17 protein-coding genes and 2 pseudogenes are annotated in these 17,201 nt (G+C 63.6%); 10 read left to right on the top strand and 9 right to left on the bottom strand.

Translation table 11 applies throughout. The features are described 5' to 3' along the window. The first annotated feature begins 49 nt into the window (after positions 1-49). From ABLE85_RS20275 to ABLE85_RS20245, 7 genes are all read left to right on the top strand, one after another. Positions 50-334, top strand: coding sequence for a BMC domain-containing protein (locus ABLE85_RS20275; protein ID WP_348794520.1), 285 nt, complete (start codon positions 50-52; stop codon positions 332-334). Between the two features lie 119 nt (positions 335-453). Continuing rightward, positions 454-1,077 carry a microcompartment protein gene (locus ABLE85_RS20270; protein ID WP_348794519.1) on the top strand — a complete coding sequence of 208 codons (624 nt, stop codon included), beginning with the start codon at positions 454-456 and terminating at the stop codon, positions 1,075-1,077. A 238-nt stretch (positions 1,078-1,315) separates the two neighbouring features. Further along, on the top strand, positions 1,316-2,092 hold the full coding sequence (locus ABLE85_RS20265) for an ABC transporter ATP-binding protein (RefSeq protein ID WP_348794518.1): 777 nt from the start codon (positions 1,316-1,318) through the stop codon (positions 2,090-2,092). A gap of 19 nt (positions 2,093-2,111) precedes the next feature. Beyond that, positions 2,112-3,311 (top strand): ABC transporter substrate-binding protein, encoded by a 1,200-nt coding sequence (locus ABLE85_RS20260; protein WP_348794517.1) that lies wholly within the window; start codon positions 2,112-2,114, stop codon positions 3,309-3,311. Between the two features lie 16 nt (positions 3,312-3,327). Continuing rightward, positions 3,328-4,044 carry an ABC transporter ATP-binding protein gene (locus tag ABLE85_RS20255; protein ID WP_348794605.1) on the top strand — a complete coding sequence of 239 codons (717 nt, stop codon included), beginning with the start codon at positions 3,328-3,330 and terminating at the stop codon, positions 4,042-4,044. A gap of 37 nt (positions 4,045-4,081) precedes the next feature. Beyond that, positions 4,082-4,984, top strand: coding sequence for a branched-chain amino acid ABC transporter permease (locus ABLE85_RS20250; protein WP_348794516.1), 903 nt, complete (start codon positions 4,082-4,084; stop codon positions 4,982-4,984). Next, the gene (locus ABLE85_RS20245; protein WP_348794515.1) at positions 4,981-6,045 is read left to right on the top strand and encodes a branched-chain amino acid ABC transporter permease; all 1,065 of its coding nucleotides are present in this window, start codon (positions 4,981-4,983) and stop codon (positions 6,043-6,045) included. The genes ABLE85_RS20250 and ABLE85_RS20245 overlap by 4 nt, the downstream gene beginning before the upstream one ends. Positions 6,046-6,082: 37 nt before the next feature. Here ABLE85_RS20245 and ABLE85_RS20240 read toward each other — a convergent pair whose 3' ends face one another. The 7 genes from ABLE85_RS20240 to ABLE85_RS20210 form a co-directional block, all read right to left on the bottom strand. Next, complete coding sequence (locus tag ABLE85_RS20240; protein ID WP_348794604.1) at positions 6,083-7,477, bottom strand: FGGY family carbohydrate kinase; 1,395 nt, start codon at positions 7,475-7,477, stop codon at positions 6,083-6,085. Positions 7,478-7,496: 19 nt separating this feature from the next. Next, positions 7,497-8,294, bottom strand: a complete 798-nt coding sequence (locus ABLE85_RS20235; protein WP_348794514.1) for a hypothetical protein — start codon at positions 8,292-8,294, stop codon at positions 7,497-7,499. Next, entirely contained in the window at positions 8,291-9,160 is an 870-nt protein-coding gene (locus ABLE85_RS20230; protein WP_348794513.1) for an ABC transporter permease, read from the bottom strand. The genes ABLE85_RS20235 and ABLE85_RS20230 overlap by 4 nt, the downstream gene beginning before the upstream one ends. A 4-nt stretch (positions 9,161-9,164) precedes the next feature. Further along, positions 9,165-10,223 carry an ABC transporter ATP-binding protein gene (locus ABLE85_RS20225; RefSeq protein ID WP_348794512.1) on the bottom strand — a complete coding sequence of 353 codons (1,059 nt, stop codon included), beginning with the start codon at positions 10,221-10,223 and terminating at the stop codon, positions 9,165-9,167. A 65-nt stretch (positions 10,224-10,288) separates the two neighbouring features. Then, positions 10,289-11,440 carry a PotD/PotF family extracellular solute-binding protein gene (locus ABLE85_RS20220; RefSeq protein ID WP_348794511.1) on the bottom strand — a complete coding sequence of 384 codons (1,152 nt, stop codon included), beginning with the start codon at positions 11,438-11,440 and terminating at the stop codon, positions 10,289-10,291. A 1-nt stretch (position 11,441) separates the two neighbouring features. Further along, complete coding sequence (locus ABLE85_RS20215; RefSeq protein WP_348794510.1) at positions 11,442-12,746, bottom strand: FAD/NAD(P)-binding oxidoreductase; 1,305 nt, start codon at positions 12,744-12,746, stop codon at positions 11,442-11,444. Beyond that, positions 12,739-14,127 (bottom strand): NAD(P)/FAD-dependent oxidoreductase, encoded by a 1,389-nt coding sequence (locus tag ABLE85_RS20210; protein WP_348794509.1) that lies wholly within the window; start codon positions 14,125-14,127, stop codon positions 12,739-12,741. Before ABLE85_RS20210 ends, ABLE85_RS20215 begins: the two co-directional genes overlap by 8 nt. Positions 14,128-14,410: 283 nt before the next feature. On the opposite strand from ABLE85_RS20210, the gene ABLE85_RS20205 reads away from it, so the two are divergent. Then, positions 14,411-15,232 (top strand): DeoR/GlpR family DNA-binding transcription regulator, encoded by an 822-nt coding sequence (locus ABLE85_RS20205; RefSeq protein ID WP_348794508.1) that lies wholly within the window; start codon positions 14,411-14,413, stop codon positions 15,230-15,232. A gap of 208 nt (positions 15,233-15,440) precedes the next feature. On the opposite strand, the gene ABLE85_RS20200 is transcribed toward ABLE85_RS20205, so the two are convergent. Next, the gene (locus ABLE85_RS20200; RefSeq protein WP_348794507.1) at positions 15,441-15,722 is read right to left on the bottom strand and encodes a DNA methyltransferase; all 282 of its coding nucleotides are present in this window, start codon (positions 15,720-15,722) and stop codon (positions 15,441-15,443) included. Positions 15,723-15,940: 218 nt separating this feature from the next. Beyond that, positions 15,941-16,141: pseudogene (locus ABLE85_RS20195) on the bottom strand (substrate-binding domain-containing protein); the annotation flags it as partial. Here ABLE85_RS20195 and ABLE85_RS20190 point away from each other — a divergent pair. Continuing rightward, positions 16,134-16,322, top strand: a pseudogene (locus tag ABLE85_RS20190) (ABC transporter ATP-binding protein); the annotation flags it as partial. The pseudogenes ABLE85_RS20195 and ABLE85_RS20190 overlap by 8 nt on opposite strands. A 33-nt stretch (positions 16,323-16,355) precedes the next feature. Continuing rightward, positions 16,356-17,189: a substrate-binding domain-containing protein gene (locus tag ABLE85_RS20185; protein WP_348794506.1), complete on the top strand. Its 834-nt coding sequence runs from the start codon at positions 16,356-16,358 to the stop codon at positions 17,187-17,189. Positions 17,190-17,201: the final 12 nt, after the last annotated feature.

Here is a 17,201-nt window from a genome sequence, read left to right as displayed (position 1 = left end):
CGCCCGTCCATCGAAATCACGGATTTGAGAAATCATCAGGAGAGAACCCATGGCTAATCTAGCAATCGGAATGATCGAGACCCGCGGCTACGTGGCGGCGCTGGCAAGCGCGGACGCCATGGTCAAGGCGGCAAATGTCGAGATCGTCGCACGCAACGAAGTGGGCGGCGGCCTCGTGTCGGTGGTGATCCGCGGCGACGTCGGTGCGGTCAAGGCGGCGACCGAGGCGGGAGCCGAAGCTGGCAACGCGGTGGGCGAAGTCGTCGCCGTGCACGTCATTCCGCGTCCCCATCAGGACCTGGCCAAGTACTTCACCGCCGTTGCGGCCAAGTAGGACCAACGAACAGGAGAGATGGTCGACGCGGGGCTTGCACGCCGGAGTTTTTCGGCGGCGAGGTAAAAGCTGCGGCCATTTCTGATCATTGCCGAACAATCACCGTGGGAGTGTCCGATATGACGGAACTTCGGGTCTACCTGCCGATCTACGACCTACAGCCCCAGTTTGCCGCATATCTGAGTTCGCCCACCCGCGCGCGCGGCTATCCGTCGTTTGCGGGTCAGCACAGCCTGATCATCGAGGTTGCGCCGGCCTTGTCGATCCATCGCATCGCCGATCTTGCGCTGAAGGCGGCCCCCGACATGGAGCCTGGCATCCTCTACACAGAGAGGCAGTTCGGGCTGCTCGAACTGCATTCCTCCGACAAGGAGGAACTCGAAGCCGCCGGCCGTGCCATTCTGGAAGGAATTGGCGCGCGGCCGGAGGACCAGCTCGCCCCCAGCATCCACTATCACGACATCATAGAGGACCTGTCCGACCAGCACGCGATCATCCTGAACCGCTCGCGCGATGCGTCCATTCTGGTACCCGGCAACAGCTTGCTCGTGTTCGAGCTGGCGCCCGCCTTGTTCGCCTGCGTGGCCGCCAACGAGGCCGAACGCGTGGCGCCGGAAGCAATCATCAACGACGTCCAGATGATCGGCGCGACCGGCCGCATCTTCATGTCTGGGCCTACATCGGAGTTGGTGAAGGCGCGCGATGCCATCATCCAGTTGCTGGAGAAGGTCGCTGGTCGGTGAAGCTGATCAATTCCTGAAGACGGGCCCAGCGCTCGGCCTTGCGGTCAATAATTGGGCCAGGAAGGTCAAGTCGCAGGCATTTACGCATGCTAAAGCATAGCCCGGGATAGTGCCGAAGGCTGTGAAAGGCCGGGGCACCAAAAGAAGAAGATGCGGCGCGAGGATCGTGTTTCGAGCGCACGCGCTACGAGGGGCCTGGCTACCATAGGCAAGCTGATGCGTTGGGGGAGAACGCCTGGTGGAGCTACTTGTTTCTGATGTGTCCAAACGCTTCGAAGGCGTTGCTGCGGTAAGCGGGGTGTCGCTTGCCTGCAATGCTGGCGAGATCGTCGGCCTGATCGGGCCGAACGGCGCCGGCAAGACGACGCTTCTGAACATGATCTCCTCGCTTCTGACCGTCGATACCGGCTCGATAACGCTGGATGGCCGTCCGGTGCACAATATCGGCCCTCGTCGCACGGCAATCGCCGGCATCGCCCGCACCTTCCAGAACATCCGCCTGTTTTCGAACCTTACCGTTCGGCAAAACATCGAGGTCGCCTTTACGACCGCGCGACAGCATCGTGCGTCGGCCCTGGGCGCACTGACGATCGAGCGCCTGATGGATCAGTTGGGGATCACCAATTTCTCTGGCCGCAAGGCCAGCGAGCTCGCCTACGGCACTCAGCGGCGGGTCGAGATCGCGCGAGCGCTCGCTCTCGCCCCGAACTTTCTGCTTCTCGACGAGCCCACCGCGGGCATGGTCGAAGGAGAATCGCAGGAACTCGTCGGCGCCATCATGTCGATCCGCGAGTGGATGGGATGCGGCGTGATCGTCATCGACCATGACCTCTCCTTCATCACCAGCGTCTGCGAGCGCGTCTATGTGCTCGACATGGGGCAGCTTGTGGCCGCCGGCCCGCCGACCGTTCTGCGGGACGACCCGAAGGTCGCGGAAATCTATCTGGGAAGAAAAGCGCGGCAGCGCTCCGAAACGACTGCGGGCCAAACACCGCGGCAAACTCAATCAAGATAAAAGAAATGGGGAAACAGCGATGATTTTGAACAGGCTTTGGAAAGGTTCTCTCGTTTCAGCGACGATTGCCTCGCTGATTGCTTTTCCTGCCTCGTCCTATGCCGATGACGACATCATCATCGGGCATGTGGCAGCGGCGACCGGCGAACTTGCTCCCTACGACAGCGTGAGCGGCGTTCAATGCATGGTCGACATTGTGAACGACAAGGGAGGTGTTCTGGGCGGCCGAAAACTGAAGCTGCTGTCGCGCGACATGAAGAGCGACGCTGCGCTGGCCGGAACCGCCGCACAGGAGCTGATCGACGCCGGCGCAAAAGTCCTGCTTGGACCGCCGACCGACGACGGCCTCATCCCGGCCGGCCAGATGGCGCTGCCTTACTCCATTCCTGTCATCTCGGTCGGCTCCACGCAGGTCCAGTGGCCGGCTGCAATTCCCGGCATTGCCTATCTGACCGCATATGGTGACAACGCCTCGGCCGCAGCCGCCGCGCAATTCGCGTTCAAGCAGGGCTACAGGACGGCCCTCCTGATGATCTCGCACGACATCGGCAGCTATTCGATCGCCACGCCACGCTATTTCGGCGAGACCTTCGAGCATCTCGGCGGAAAAGTTGTCGGCGAACTCAACTGGAACTGGGGGACGAGCGACTATTCACCCCAGATTACCGAGATCGCGGCAATGAACCCCCGGCCGGACATGATCTTCTCGGCCTTCGTGATGCCGGACGGTGGCGCCTTCATGCGCCAGGCGCAAGCGGCCGGGCTGGACATCCCCGTCTTCGGCACCGATACATTCGACGATCCCGCAATGCTGACGGCAGCCGGCGCCGGGGGCAAGCTGATGAACTTCGGCTCGCACGGCTTCCCTTCGGAAGGCAGCCCCTTGAAGGCTTTCTACGACGACTGTACCGCACGCGGCTTCAAGATCGAGAACGTCTTTTTCGGCCTGGGCGGTGAAGCGGTCGAGATCGTCCGTCAGGCGATCGAGACGGCAAGCTCGGACGATCCGGCCAAGATCAACGAGGCCATCAGCAACATCGAAAACATGCAGGGCATCACCGCCAACTCGATTACCTTCAAGGGTCGCGAGGGCGTGCCGCTGAAGGACATCGTCATCATCCAGGCCAAGAACGGACAGTTCGAGCTCGCCGACCGGATCCTGCCCGATTGGGTCCCGGCCGGCAACTCGACCTGGAAGCCTTCCAACGCTGCGGAATGATGATGTGAACGCTGCGATGCTGGAGCTGAACTCCGTCTCGGTCGACTACGGGGCCGTCAAAGCGGTCCAGTCCGTGAACCTGCGGGTCAACGAGGGCGAGGTCGTCGCCCTCCTTGGGCCCAACGGCGCGGGGAAGACCTCTTTGATCTCTGCGGTCATGGGTATCGTGCAGGTCTCTTCGGGGAACATCCGGTTCGAGGGTCGCGACGTGACCCTCGCGCCCCCTGAGGAGAAGGTGCGCTGCGGCATCGGTATCTCGCCCGAGGGGCGGCGCGTTTTCGCCAACCTCACCGTGGCCGAGAACCTGCAGCTTGGCGGCAGCGCCCAGCCCGACAAGGCGATCCGCGCTGAGCAGCTGACGAAATATCTGGAGATGTTTCCCATCCTCAAGGAGCGTTACCACCAGAAGGCGGGAACGCTTTCCGGCGGCGAGCAGCAGCAGCTTGCCATCTCCCGGTGCCTGATGTCGCGTCCGCGCATCGTCATGCTGGACGAGCCCTCGCTGGGGCTGGCGCCGGTGATCGTGGAGCGCATCTTCGAGCTGATCGCCGAACTGAAAGCCTCCGGACTGACGATCCTGCTCGTGGAGCAGAACGCCAACGAGGCGCTGAGCGTTGCCGACCGCGCCTACCTACTGCATTCGGGACGCCTGCGCTTCGAAGGAGCGGCGCAGGAACTGCTGAATTCGCACGACCTGATGAGCCACTACATGGGTCTAGGGGAAGCGCAATGAGGATCTCGCTGCCGACACGTGGCCAAAGGGATTGCGCATGGAATACGTAGTCCAACAAATTTTGAATGCGTTGAGCATCGGCGGCAACTATGCGCTCCTTGCGCTTGGTCTTGCCATTGTCTTCAGCGTCATCGGGCTGGTGAACTTCGCCTATGGCGAGGTCATAGCGGTCGCCGGATATGTCATGTTCGCGGTCTTTGCGGTCAGCGGCATCGACTACGCCGTGGTGTTGATGCCTATCGGCATCCTCGCCGCGGTAGGGATATCGATCGCCCTTGAGCGGGTCGCCTTTCGCCCTGTTCGTTATGCACCTGCGGCGACCGGCCTGCTGACGGCATTCGGCGTCAGCATCGTGGTCAAGAATTTCTTCGTCACGCTTGTCGCGACCCGGTCCAAATCCGTACCGACGCCGGAGTGGCTGGCCTATCAGATCGATATCGGGTTGGCACGGATCCAGGTCATCCAATTGCTGGAAACCACCGCAACGGCCGTGGCGCTGCTGCTTCTGGTCTTGATCCTGCGCCGCACGAATATCGGCCTGGCCATGAGGGCAGCGGCGCGGGATTTCGACATGGTCCGCATGGTGGGGATCAATGCGAACAAGGTGATCGCCGCCGCGTTTGCCGTATCCGGCTTTCTCGCCGGCCTGGCAGCGATTTTCATAATCGCCAGGCGCGGGGTGGTGGATCCGTTCATGGGCTTCACCCCGGTTCTCAAGGCCTTTGTGGCTGCAGTGCTGGGTGGGTTCGGTTCGCTTGGGGGAGCCGTGGTTGGCGGCTTCTTTCTCGGCGCGCTTGAAGTCTTCTTCCAGATCGTCCTGCCGCCAAGCATTTCCGGCTATCGGGACGCGTTCGTGTTCGTTCTCGTTTCGGTGATCCTCGTGTGGCGGCCAGAAGGCCTGATGGGCACCAAGCGTCAGTTTGGGGACAAAGACGAATGACCGGGATGCAACGTACCTTCAAGGGCGCCGCACTGACGGCTCTGTTGCCCATCGCGATCGCGCTGCTTGTCATCGCGCTGGGCGACGGCGCTCAGGTCCGCATATTGAGTGTGTTTCTCATAAACCTGATCCTCGTGATCGGCCTTCAGATGTTCATGGGCAACACCAGCATCGTGAATCTCGGTCACGTGAGCTTCATGGGAATTGCGGGATATGCGGCCGCCATTCTCACCATTCCGGCCAGCATCAAGCAGACGATCATTCCCGAGGCTCCGTTCGGCCTGGCCGCATTCCAGATGGGTCCGATAGAAGCCGGCATCATGGCGATCATCCTCGCCATGCTGGTAGCGCTCATCGTGGGAGTGGTGGTCACTCGGGAATCGGGAATATCGGCGACAATCCTCACATTGGCCCTGTTGGTCATCGTGCATACGGTGCTGGTCAACTGGGTTGAGCTCACCAGAGGCATGCGTGCCCTCTACGGGGTGCCGATGAAGGCCAATGCGTGGCTTCTTTTAGGATGCGCGGTGCTAGTGATCTTCCTGGGGCGCTGGTTTAGGGATTCTCCGCTCGGCGTCCAGTTGCGGGCGAGTGGCGAAAGCCGGATCGCAGCCGAAAGCGCAGGCGTCAACGTGCGGCTCGTGCGTCTGATCGCTTGGGTTCTCAGCTCGGGCGTCGTCGCCCTGGGCGGGGTCCTCTACGTCTACCTGATCGGATCGGTGAGCCCGAAGAGCTTCTATTTCGACACCACCCTGCTGACGCTCGCCATGCTGATCCTGGGTGGAATGCACAGCATATCCGGTGCAGTGATCGGTGTGATCGTGGTGACGGCCGGCTTCGAAATCATGCGCTACTTCGAGTCGAGCCCGGTCATCTTCGGTGTGAAGTTTCCCGAGTTCCTCGGGCTGACGGGCTTCTTCCTCGGGCTAATCATCGTCCTGTCGATGGCCTTGCGGCCAAAGGGCGTCGTCGGGACGGACGAGATAGATGAGAGCTGGGAGCGGCGCCGCCAGGATCAGTCGGAGCGCACCTCGGCCGCTGCCAGTCGTTCTCACGCATAGGGGCAAAGCGAGGGTGTCTCGCTTTGCCCTGGTTGGCTCACGTTCGCCAATTCGCCGCGCGGCCGACGGCTTCGGAATACCGGCGTCGCAGCTGATGCCGCCATTCGCCTGACGACCGCTCCGGCTGGTAGTTCGCCGTCGTGACCGGCGTGGACGGAATGCCGAGCAGTGCGGCGATGCCCAGGGCCGTCAGCTCAGGCAGGTCGGGCACGATGATTTCGCGGCCAAGAACATTTGCCAGCATCTGGCAGAAGGCCGGATTGGCCGACATACCGCCATCGATGGAAATCGAAGGACCGATCGGGTTGATGCGATCCATCGCATCGACCACCTCGGCGGTCTGGAAGGCGATCCCCTCGAGCACTGCCCGCGCGAGATCGAGCGGCTTTGTGTCGAGCGACATGCCCAGCCACATTCCGCCGGCACGGCGATCCCAATGTGGCGCGGCCAGCCCCGAGAGGGCCGGCACGAAAACGAGATCGCGCTGGATGGCCATCGGCCCCTCGAAGGCGGCAATTTCCGCGTAGTCCGAAAACAGGCCGAGCGAACGAGCCCAGTTGAGCGCCGCACTCGCATCATAGACGCCGCCTTCGAGACCATAGGTGACTGCGCCCTCCCTTTGCCAGACAGGCGACAGCGAAAGCCCGGTATCGAGGGTGTCGCAAGGTGCAGGGCCGACGACCGACAGGACGAAGGCGCCGGTGCCGAAGGTGATCTTGGCATCGCTGCGCCGGCGCGCGCCGTGACCATAGAGGGCACTTGCCTGGTCGACGACCGCAACCTGCAAGGGCACGTCGCGCGCGCCTAGCCTCACCGCACCGAAGTCTCCAACTGTCGGACGAATTTCCGGCAGGCACTCGATCGGCACGCCGAACAAATCGCACAACTCCGTGTCCCATGCGCCCGAGAGATGCATGAGGGAGGTCCGCGCCGCGGTCGAGATGTCGGTTGCGAAGACGCCGGTCAGATTGTGAATGAGGAAGGCGTCGGTGGTGCCGAGGCACAGCCGTCCCGACCGATGCAGCCTGCGGGCGTCGGCATTATTGTCCAGGATCCAGGCGAGTTTCGAGGCGGAGAAATACGCGTCAAGCGGCAGGCCGGCGCGCGACCGGGTCAGCTCCCCGGCGCCTTGGGCGGCAAGCTGCTCGATAAGCGATTGGGTGCGTGCGTCCTGCCAGACGATGACCGGCGACACGGGCCGGCCTGTCTCGCGATCCCAGGCAAGGCAGCTTTCGCCCTGATTGGCGAGGCCCACCGCCGTGACGTCTCCCGCCGCATCCAGGCATGCCCTGACATTGCGCAGCAGTTCGTTTGGGTCCTGCTCCACCCAGCCTGTTTGCGGGAAGGCCTGGCCGTGTCCGAGCGCATTGACCACCCGCGCCTCTTCGGCGCTGACCACGAGCGCGCGGGTGGACGTTGTCCCCTGATCGATTGCTGCGACGCGAATGACCCTACTCCTTGTAGTCGAGCTTCAGCAGTCCCGAACGCAGCAGCCCGTAGAGCCCGGCGAGGATGGCGAAGACCCCGAAATTGATGAGCGCCGCCAATGCGTATAGCTCTTGCGATACGCCATGCCGCAAAGAGCCCCAGGCGAGCGTTGGCAGGGTTGGGGTGGCGCCAAGATTGTAGAACGAGATTTCGAGGTTGTTGAAGGCCAGCAGGAACGAGACGATGAAGGCGCCAAAGATCGCCGGCCAGATCAACGGCAAGGTCACTTCCATGAAGGCAATGCGCGGCGTGGCCCCGAAGACCAGCGCAGCCTCGTCCAGTCGCCAGTCGTAACGTGCCAGCTGGGCGATGACGACGAGGAAGGCGAAGGCCGTGGCATAGGTCGAGTTGGCAAGGATCGCGGCCAGCACGCTTCCGGGCATGCCCAGCAGCGCCTTGTTGAACATCAGGCTCGATATCCCGATCAGGATGTTGGCGATGAACAGCGGGGCGAGAAACAGCGTCGCCACCGCACCGCGGCCGGGCACCCGGTATTTCAGGATGGCCATGGCCGCCATCGTGGCGAACAGGCTTGAGATTATGCCTGTGCCGCTGGCGATGATCAGGCTGTTCCAGAAGCCGGCGGTATAGTCGCGCTGCTCCAGCAGGCTTTCGAAATGATCGAAGGTCAAGCTCGGCGGAAACGGCCAGATGCTGTCGTTCTGGAACGAGACGTAGATGATGTAGAGGATCGGTGCATAGAGGAACAGATAAAGTGCTGCGAGCAGCAGAGCCTGTGTGCCGAAGCTTACGCGGGTCATAGTGAGCCTCCCCCGGGCGCGGTGACGCCGGAGCGGCGCAGATCGCCGACCGCGACCCGGACTACCGCCAGAACCAGGGCCGAAATCAGGAACAGCACCACGCCCATGGCCGAACCGAAGGCCCAGGTGCCGGTGGCGCCGAACTGATGGGCGAGAATGTTCCCGTAGAGCGCCCCGTCGGGCCCGCCGAGAAACTGCGAGGTGACGGAGGAGGCGAGCGTGGGAATGAAGACGAGGACCACGCCGATCGCCGTGCCGGCGCGATTGAGCGGCCAGGTGATCTCGAAGAAGGCGCGCAGCGGGCGTGCGCCATTGACCTTGGCGACCTCAAGCAGGTCGAAATCGAAGTTGAGCAGGCTGAGATAGATCGCCAGCACCATGAACGGAACCCAAAGATAGACGAGGCCGACAGCCGTCGCCGTCGAGGAGTACATCAGCGCTTCGATCGGGTCGAAGCCGAAGGTGCCGAGCGCCATGTTGATGATGCCGATGGGGCCGAGGATCTGTTGCAGCGCGGTGATGCGCAGGATCTCGCCGGTCAGGAACGGCGCCGAGGTCAGGAGCAGCAGGATCAGCTTGTAGCGTCCGCCATAGCGCGCGATGAACAGCGCGACCGGCCACGCATAGACGAGGCATATGGCAGACACCACCGTCGCCATGACGAGCGAGCGGCCAAGGAAGGTCAAGTAGGTGCGATTGGACAGGAGTTCCGTGTAGTTGTTGACGTTCCAGTCCCGGATCATCTCGTAGCTTTCGGTCCGCCAAAAGCTGAACACGATGATCGAGATCAGCGGCAGGACGAGGAACGCGATCAGGAAGGCCGTCCCGGGTAGGGCGAGCGCCCAGAAGCGGAGGCGGTTCGACATGGTCTCACCCCTTCAGCGGGAAAGCATCGCCGGCGGCTGCCGGCCAGCTCAGGAACACGTCGGAGCCGGGGGCCATCGGCACCGGCGGACCGCTGACGGTCAATTCGCGGCCGTCGCGCAAGCGCACGAGGTGGTCGACATACTGCCCCTTGAAGATCGCGTCGCGCAGCGTGCCGGCGATGGCTCCTTCCTTGGGGTTGATCTCGATCTTCTCGCTCTTCACGAAGCAGACCGCGGAGTCACCGACGGCAAGGCTGGGATGGGCTCGCGCCTCGAAACTGAAGCCGTGCCAGTCGAGCCGGGCGAAAGCGCCGTTCAGCGACGTCACCTTGCCCTCGATGGCGTTGGGGGAGCCGAGGAAGCTCGCGACGAAGCGTGTCTTCGGGTCGTGATAGAGGTCGAACTTGCCGCCGATCTGCTCCATGCGACCGTCCCTCATGACGGCCATGCGGTCGGCCATCGTCAGCGCCTCCTCCTGATTGTGGGTGACGTAGACGAAGGGAATGCCAAGCTCGATCTGGAAGCGGCGAATCTCGATTTCCATCTCCTTGCGCAGCTCGCGATCGAGATTGGCGAGCGGCTCGTCCAGCAGGAGGAGCTCGGGACGGGAGACCAGGCCACGGGCGAGTGCCACGCGCTGCTTCTGCCCCCCGGAAAGCTGATGTGGGTAGCGTTCCTCCAGCCCCTTTAGGCGAACGAGCCCCGAAACCCAGTCGAGGTTCTTTCGCTTCTCCTCCGTGGAGGCGTTGCGCATCTTGAGCGGGAAGACGATGTTCTCGGCCACCGTCTTGTGCGGAAACAGCAGGAAATCCTGGAACACCATGCCGATGCCGCGCGCATAGGGCGGCAGGTCCGTGATGTCGCGGTCGCCGATCAGGATGCGCCCGGATGTCGGCCGCTCGAGCCCCGCGATCATGCGCAGCATGGTCGTCTTGCCCGATCCCGATGGACCGAGCAGCGCGAAGAATTCCGTCTGCCCGACGGACAGTTCTATGTCGTCAGCGGCGACCACGCTGCCGAACGTCTTGCACACGGTGTCGAGTTTTAGGACGGCGTCTTGCATCGTATATCCAGTTCAAGGGGCGGGACGGTGCCAGGCACCGTCCCGCAGGTGTTTCGATTGGCCGCTCAGGCCGCCTCGACTTCCGACCAGACCCGTTCCCACTTCTCGGGGGAAGAAGGCGCGTCGAACTGGTAGAGGCCCTTGATGGCGCTGGTCTGGTTCAAGAACAGGGTCTCGACGTAGCGCTCGGGGATGAGCGATCGCACATCGACGGTCGGTGCCCAGCCGATCTGGGTCGCGACGATCGCCATGTTCTCGGGCCGCTGGCGGAAGTTGATCCATTCATAGGCCAGATCGAGCTTCTCGTCCTTGACGCCTGAGGTGATGCCCCAGGTGTCGACCCAGCCAAGGCCGCCTTCCTTGAAGCTCAGGACGTGCTTCATGCGCAGCTTGGACTTGCCGTCGAGTTCGTCGAAGCGGATGCGACGGTAGATGCCCGACCATTCCGGCGAGGCCCAGACGCTCTGCGCGCGTAGCAGGCGCTCCAGCGTATCCTCGTCGTTCCAGCGGGTGACCAGCAGCTTCTTCTGCTTGATGAGCAGCTTCTTGGCCTCTTCCAGTTCCTCGTCGGTGAGGACGTAGGGGTTGAAGCTCTTGCCGTCCGGACGTTCCTTTTCCTTGGTGCCGAGCGTGTAGGCCGCAAGGATGCCCGCGAGCGCGATGTTCTCTTCGAAGCGGGCGCTGGAGGACAGATGCTTGGCGTACTTTTCATTGAAAAGCAGAGACACCGTGTCCTGGTCGGCTTCGTCGATCTTGTCGAGGTTGATCGTGAAGCCATAGCCGCCCCAGCAGTTCGAGGCGGCGACGGTGTTCTCACCGCTTTCATCCTGAAGCAGCATGAAGTTCGGCGCCTTGAAGTCGTCAAACACCTTGTCGAGGTTGACGAGCTTCTTGGTGTCCAGCGTCTGGGTCAAGCCTTGCTTGGCGTAAAGACGCGGCCAGAAGCCGTCGGCCATGACGATGTCAAAATCGTTCGTGCCGCCGGCGCGCAGCTTGTTGTAGGCCTCCGAATTGCCGTCGAAGAATCCGGCGGAGACCTTGCAGTTGAATTCCTTTTCGAACGCCTCCGTCAGCGCCTTGACGTTGTAGTGCTCCCAGCACAGCCAGCGCAGTTCGAGCGTCGCGGCCTCGGCGTTGCGGATATACGGCATCGGGAATGCGGAAGCTGCGGCAACCGCGCCGATACCCTTGAGAACGGTTCTCCTGCTCGTCGTCATTTTAGTTCCCCTGTTTGAGTTGCTCTGTTTTGTTCACGGATACCAACGATCCGCTGCCCTCTTCACCTGTTTCCCGAAAGCGGATGTCCAGTTCGCGGCAAGGACTTCCGCGCAACAGCCTGTCCAGCGGCAGAAGCACGCGCCTTTCGGGGAGCGCGGATATGTGCCGGCCGAAGACGGCCCCTGTTGAATCGGCGATTTCAAGCCTGCCGCTGGCGGCACGCTGCCAGCGAAGCTGGATGTGGCGCAGTCCTCCTTCAGCCAGAGGAAAGGCGATCTGCTGGGGGACTGCATATTTCAGCGGCGCAGCGACCCGCACAGGAACCACCGTCGTGCGTGCCGGCAAGCGCCCGGCGAGATCGGCCGCGATGACGGCCGCGAGGTCGTAACCTTCCTGCCAGCACCGGCCCGCTGTCTCGACCGGGCGAAGCACATTGCCGGCCGCGAAGTAAACGGGATCGGAGCAACGCCCGTACTGGTCGATGACGGGACCGCTGCTGAGCGGGTCAACGTCGAGATGCCCCATTCGCGCCAGCGTGGCCTCGGAGGTGAAGCAGCCGGTGAACAGCGCGCCATCGCACGAGATCGTACGCGGTCCCTCCGGCATCTCGACCTCGACGCTCTCGACACGCGCCGCACCTTCGATCCGCGTGACGCGGCTGCGATACAGAAGCGGAATGCCGAGCAGGCGAGGCAGCAGCGCGCTCAGGCGCCAGGCGGTCGGCCGGTCGTTGCCCTCGATCATGGCGACCGGGCGGATGCCGGCGCGCCAGCAGGTCAGAAGGGTCGAGAAAGAGACGAGCTCGGTGCCGACAATCACCGGGCGGCGAAACGGCACGCGATTTCCGAGATAGACGAGCGATTGCAGCGCCCCGGTCGACATCACGCCGAGCGGACGACGTCCGCCAACGAGCCGCGCGGAGCGGGGTGTCTCGCGCGTGCCGGTCGCCAGCAGGACGCGACGCCCGCACAGTTCCGCCAGGCCGTCGGCGCTGGTGATCGAGAGGCGACCGCCTTCGGCAATCCGCACGACATCGGTTTGCGTGCGGATGTGGACGCCGGCGGCGAGTGCGCGACTCACGAGACGGCGGGCATAAGCCGGGCCGGTGAGGATGCGCTGGAACTCGCGCATGCCGAAAGGCGGATGACCGCAGTGGCGCGGGATGCCGCCGGCTTCCGGCTCGCGTTCGAGGACAAGCACCTTGTCGACACCAAGCTCGCGCAGTCGGGTGGCGGCGGCGAGGCCGGCCGGGCCGCCCCCGATGACGATGATGTCCCACATATCCGGTGGCGCGGCGTCAGGCATGCGCAGCTCCTACCGCCAGCGGCTCGACGAAATGCTCGTCCGCGATCTCCGACAGCCTGTTCGAACAATAGAAGCCCTGGCAGCGCCCCATCGTGGCACGAGTGCGGCGCTTGAGGCCGGCAAGGTCGCGCGCCGGCAGGGGGCCGGCCAGCGCGCAGCGGATCTCGCGCTCGGTGACGAGCTCGCAATGACAGACCACGCCGCCGTTTCCATCTGCCTCCCAGTCCCGCGATCCGCTCTCCGCGAGCATCGGCATGCGAGGCCAGGCCGGGTTGTCGAGCGGCCTCGGGACGAAACCGGCCCCCCCGAGCAGGCTCTCGACGTGCTGGGCGAGGCCGAGGGCCGCGCTGAGGCCGGTCGAGCGGATGCCGCCGATAGTCAGCCAGTTTCGCGTCGGCTCGTGACGGATGCGGTATTCCTTGCGCTCGGTGCCTGGTCGGATGCCGGCATAGGTCGCGGTAATCGGACTGGAGGCGAGGGCAGGGACGATCTCGGCTGCCTTGGCGCGCAGCACTTCCAGCGTGGCAAAGTCGGTAGAGGCATCGCTGCGCGATTGCTGCTCTTCGGCGGTCGGCCCGACCAGCACATTGCCAAAAATCGTGCGGCAGGCCACCACGCCCTTCGTCCGCTCGGTCGGCACCGGCAGGATTATGGTTTTGAGAAGCGCGCTTGCCGCCTTGTCGTAGACGATGAACTGGCCTTTGCGTGGGCGCATTTCGAAAGAGGCATCGCCGAGCAGCAGCGCCTCGAGCTGGTCGCCGAACAACCCGGCGCAGTTGACCACGAAACGGCAGCGCAACGGGCCGGTGGTCGTCTCGAGATGCCAGACGGCGCCGTCGAACTCGCCGCCCGTCACTTCGCTGCCGCGGCGAACTTCGGCGCCATGCAGCATGGCCTGCGAGAGATAGGCGAGCGGCGCGGACCACGGATCGATGATGCCTTCTCCAGGCACCAGGGCTGCGGCCCTGGCCCCCTCTGTCAGGTGCGGCTCACGGCGCAGGACCTCGCTGCGCTCGATCATGCGGACATCGGAGATGCCGTTGGCATGTGCCTTCTCGACGATGCCGGGCAGTTTGGCCACGTCCTCGTCCGACCAGGCGACCACCATCGCTCCGGTTTCGAGCAACGGCAGGTTCATGCGCTCCCGTATCGCCAGATATTCGGCATGGCCGGAGCGCAGGCAGACATGTTCGAGCGAACCGGGATCGGCGTCGAAGCCGGTGTGCAAAATGGCGCTGTTGCCCTTGCTGGCGCCGCTCAGTATGTCGGCGCCCTTCTCGATCAGCACGACCGTGGCGCCGGCAAGGGTCAGCCGTCGCGCCACGGCGCAGCCCACCACACCCCCGCCGATGATGCCGAAATCAAAATCCTGATCGGTCACCAAATTTGCCCATTCAGTCGTAACTATTGTTCATTTGGTCATAATAGAGCAGGATTGCCAAGCGAAATTTTGCACGAATGACCGAAACTCGACCGATTGACGCGACGCCGACCGACGTGAGATTGTGCGCCAACTGGGTGACCGGCCCGGATTCAGGCCTTGGCAGCGACATCTCTGACTGGAAGCCGCATACGGTCACCCGACGTGCAGACGTGAAGAAACCGCAGGAAACGGCTTCGGACGCGCACGCGTGTCGTCAACATCCGGAGACGGGCATACCCGCATGACAAAGCCATTTCGGCCGAACGAGCGTCGCGACCGCATCCTCCAGATGCTCCGTGACGGACAACGGCTCAGCGTCGAGCATCTGGCGGAGGAGCTCGAAGCATCGAAGGAAACGATCCGCCGGGATCTGACGGAGCTGGCCGCCGAGGGTCTCATTCGGAAATTCCATGGCGGCGCCTCGCTGCCCGAGCCGCGCAGCGAAAACCGCTTCCAGCTGCGAATGACCGAGAATATGCGGGAGAAGCGCGCCGTCGCGCGGCGAGCCGCGCTGTTGTTCGAGCCGGGCGACACCTTGTTCGTCGACACCGGCACGACGACGGTGATGTTCGCCGAGGAACTGGCCAGGCGAAGCGGCATCACCGTCATCACGAATTCGGTGACAATCGCGCAAATCATCACCCAGGGCGAGAGCGGCAACCGCGTCTTCGTCATCGGCGGGGAGTATGTGTCCGAAGCGGCAGAGAATCTCGGCTCGCTGGCCGTCGAGCAGGTCGGCCGCTTCCAGGCCGTGCACGCCGTGATCACGGTCGGTGCAATCGACGAGTTCGGCGTGATGGATTTCTCGCTGGAGGAAGCCGAGGTCGGCCGCGCCATGATCGCGCAGGCGCGCAGCATCACCGTGATCGCCGATTCCTCCAAGCTGAACCGGATGGCCCTGTTCCGGGTCTGCCCGCTCGAGGAGATAGACAGGCTGGTGATCGATCGCGCGCCTACCGGCGCGATCGCCGAGGCGCTCAAAACAGCCGGCATAGAGCTTCTGACGCCGGCCGACGACCCGACCACTCATCCTGACAAGGCCGCGGCGAACTCAACCGATTGAGCAACCTTTACTGCCGGCCGTGCCAATTCTCAGTGGAAACTAGAGCCCGCCCGGTTTGCAAGTCGGAATTTCGCGCCCAATGATGGGCGGTTGCATAGGACTCGATCCCGATCAGACAAGGCGGGGCCTTGTCGCAACTGATCGTCAATCTTGGCTGAGGCATTGCCGCCGATAGCCGATGGTGTGTGGATCAACCGGCGGCAAATCATCAGGCTTTCTGGTCATCGCCGCCTTCCTTTCCGTCGATCCCCTGTGCTCGTCGTTCGGCAACCTCGGCGAAGCTCTCGCCGGTATCCGACAGGATGGCTTGCCAACGCTTGACGGCGACATCGCAGTAGCCGCCGTCGATCTCGACCGCTCGGCAGCGCCGGCCGGTGGTCTCGGCGGCAAGCGCCGTCGAGCCGGAGCCGAGGAACGGGTCGAGCACGATCTCGCCGCGGTAGCTGATGTCGTGCAGGGCGTCCTCCAGCATCGCCCGCGGCTTCACCATGGGTGGTCGTCCGCGCGGGTTCGCGCTTCGGACCCGAGGCTGGAGCCGCCCGGATAAGTCCAGACATTCGACCGCCAGCGGCCATGGCGCCCGAGCTGGACGTTGTTGACATGCGCCGCAGTGCCCTTTTCAGCACCGGCAGCAGCTCATGCTGGGACCGCTACAGCGAACCCTGGCCGCCATCGGTGATGCGCTGAAGCTGTTCCAGTAGCCCGCTGTCAGCGGGCAAAGCGGATGCGGCCCGCGGGCGAGACGTCGTAGCCGGTCAGTTCGGCGGCGCGCCGGGCGGGACCATCGCTGGCGAGAAAGGCGGCGAGCGCCTGGAACGGGGACTGGAAATAGCTGCGCTGGCGCATCAGCAGGTCGAAATTCTCCCAGGCAAGCGGCACGAAGTTGAGGCCCGCGCCGCGAGCCGCGGCTGCCTCGGGCATCAAGATCGTCATGGCCTCGCACGATCTCGGCCAGGTGCGGCGGCTGGCAGGCGAGGTGTTTTTTCTTGTGCGCGGCCGCCTGTGCGAGCAGGGCGCGGCCGAAGATTTCCTGGACCATCCGTCGACGCCGGAGGCTGCCGCCTTCCTGCGCGGCGAACTCGTTCTCTGACGTTTTTATAAACCGCTGAAAATGGAGTTTCCGATGCTGCGCCGAGCCTTCCTTTTCTGCCTGTCCGCCTTGTTCCTCCTAGCCGCGGGTTCTGCCGCCGCCTTGGCCGAGGAGCGCTCCATCATCGTCGCCTCCACCACCTCCACGCAGGATTCCGGCCTGTTCGGGCACATATTGCCGCTGTTCAAGGATAAGACCGGCATCGACGTGAAGGTCGTGGCGCAAGGCACCGGCCAGGCGCTGGACACCGCGCGGCGCGGCGATGCCGACGTCGTCTTCGTCCACGCCAAGGCGCAGGAGGAAAAATTCCTGGAGGAAGGGCACGGCGTGAAGCGTTTCGACGTCATGTACAACGACTTCGTGCTGGTCGGCCCCAAGGGCGACCCGGCCGGCGTCACCGGAGGCAAGGACATCGTCGCGGCGCTGAAGGCGATCGAGCAGAAGCAGGCGCTCTTCGTCTCGCGCGGCGACAAGTCCGGCACGCACCTGGCCGAGTTGAAGCTCTGGAAGGACGCCGGCATCGACATCGACGCAGTCAGGGGCCCCTGGTATCGCGAGATCGGCCAGGGCATGGGGGTGGCACTCAACACCGCCGCCGCCATGAATGCCTACGTGCTGTCCGATCGCGGCACCTGGCTGTCCTTCAAGAACCGTGGCGACCTCGAGATCGCGGTGGAAGGCGACAAGCGGCTGTTCAACCAGTATGGAGTCATGCTGGTCAACCCGGCTAGGCACCCCAATGTGAAGGCCGATCTCGGCCAGGCCTTCGTCGACTGGCTGATCTCGCCGGAAGGGCAGCAGGCAATCGCCGCCTACAAGATCGACGGCCAGCAGCTTTTCTTTCCCAACGCCGCCACGGGCTCCTGACCGCGCAGAGCG

Source organism: Mesorhizobium sp. KR1-2 (assembly GCF_040045035.1).
Lineage (GTDB): Bacteria > Pseudomonadota > Alphaproteobacteria > Rhizobiales > Rhizobiaceae > Pseudaminobacter.
This window is presented reverse-complemented; position numbering and strand designations above follow the sequence as displayed.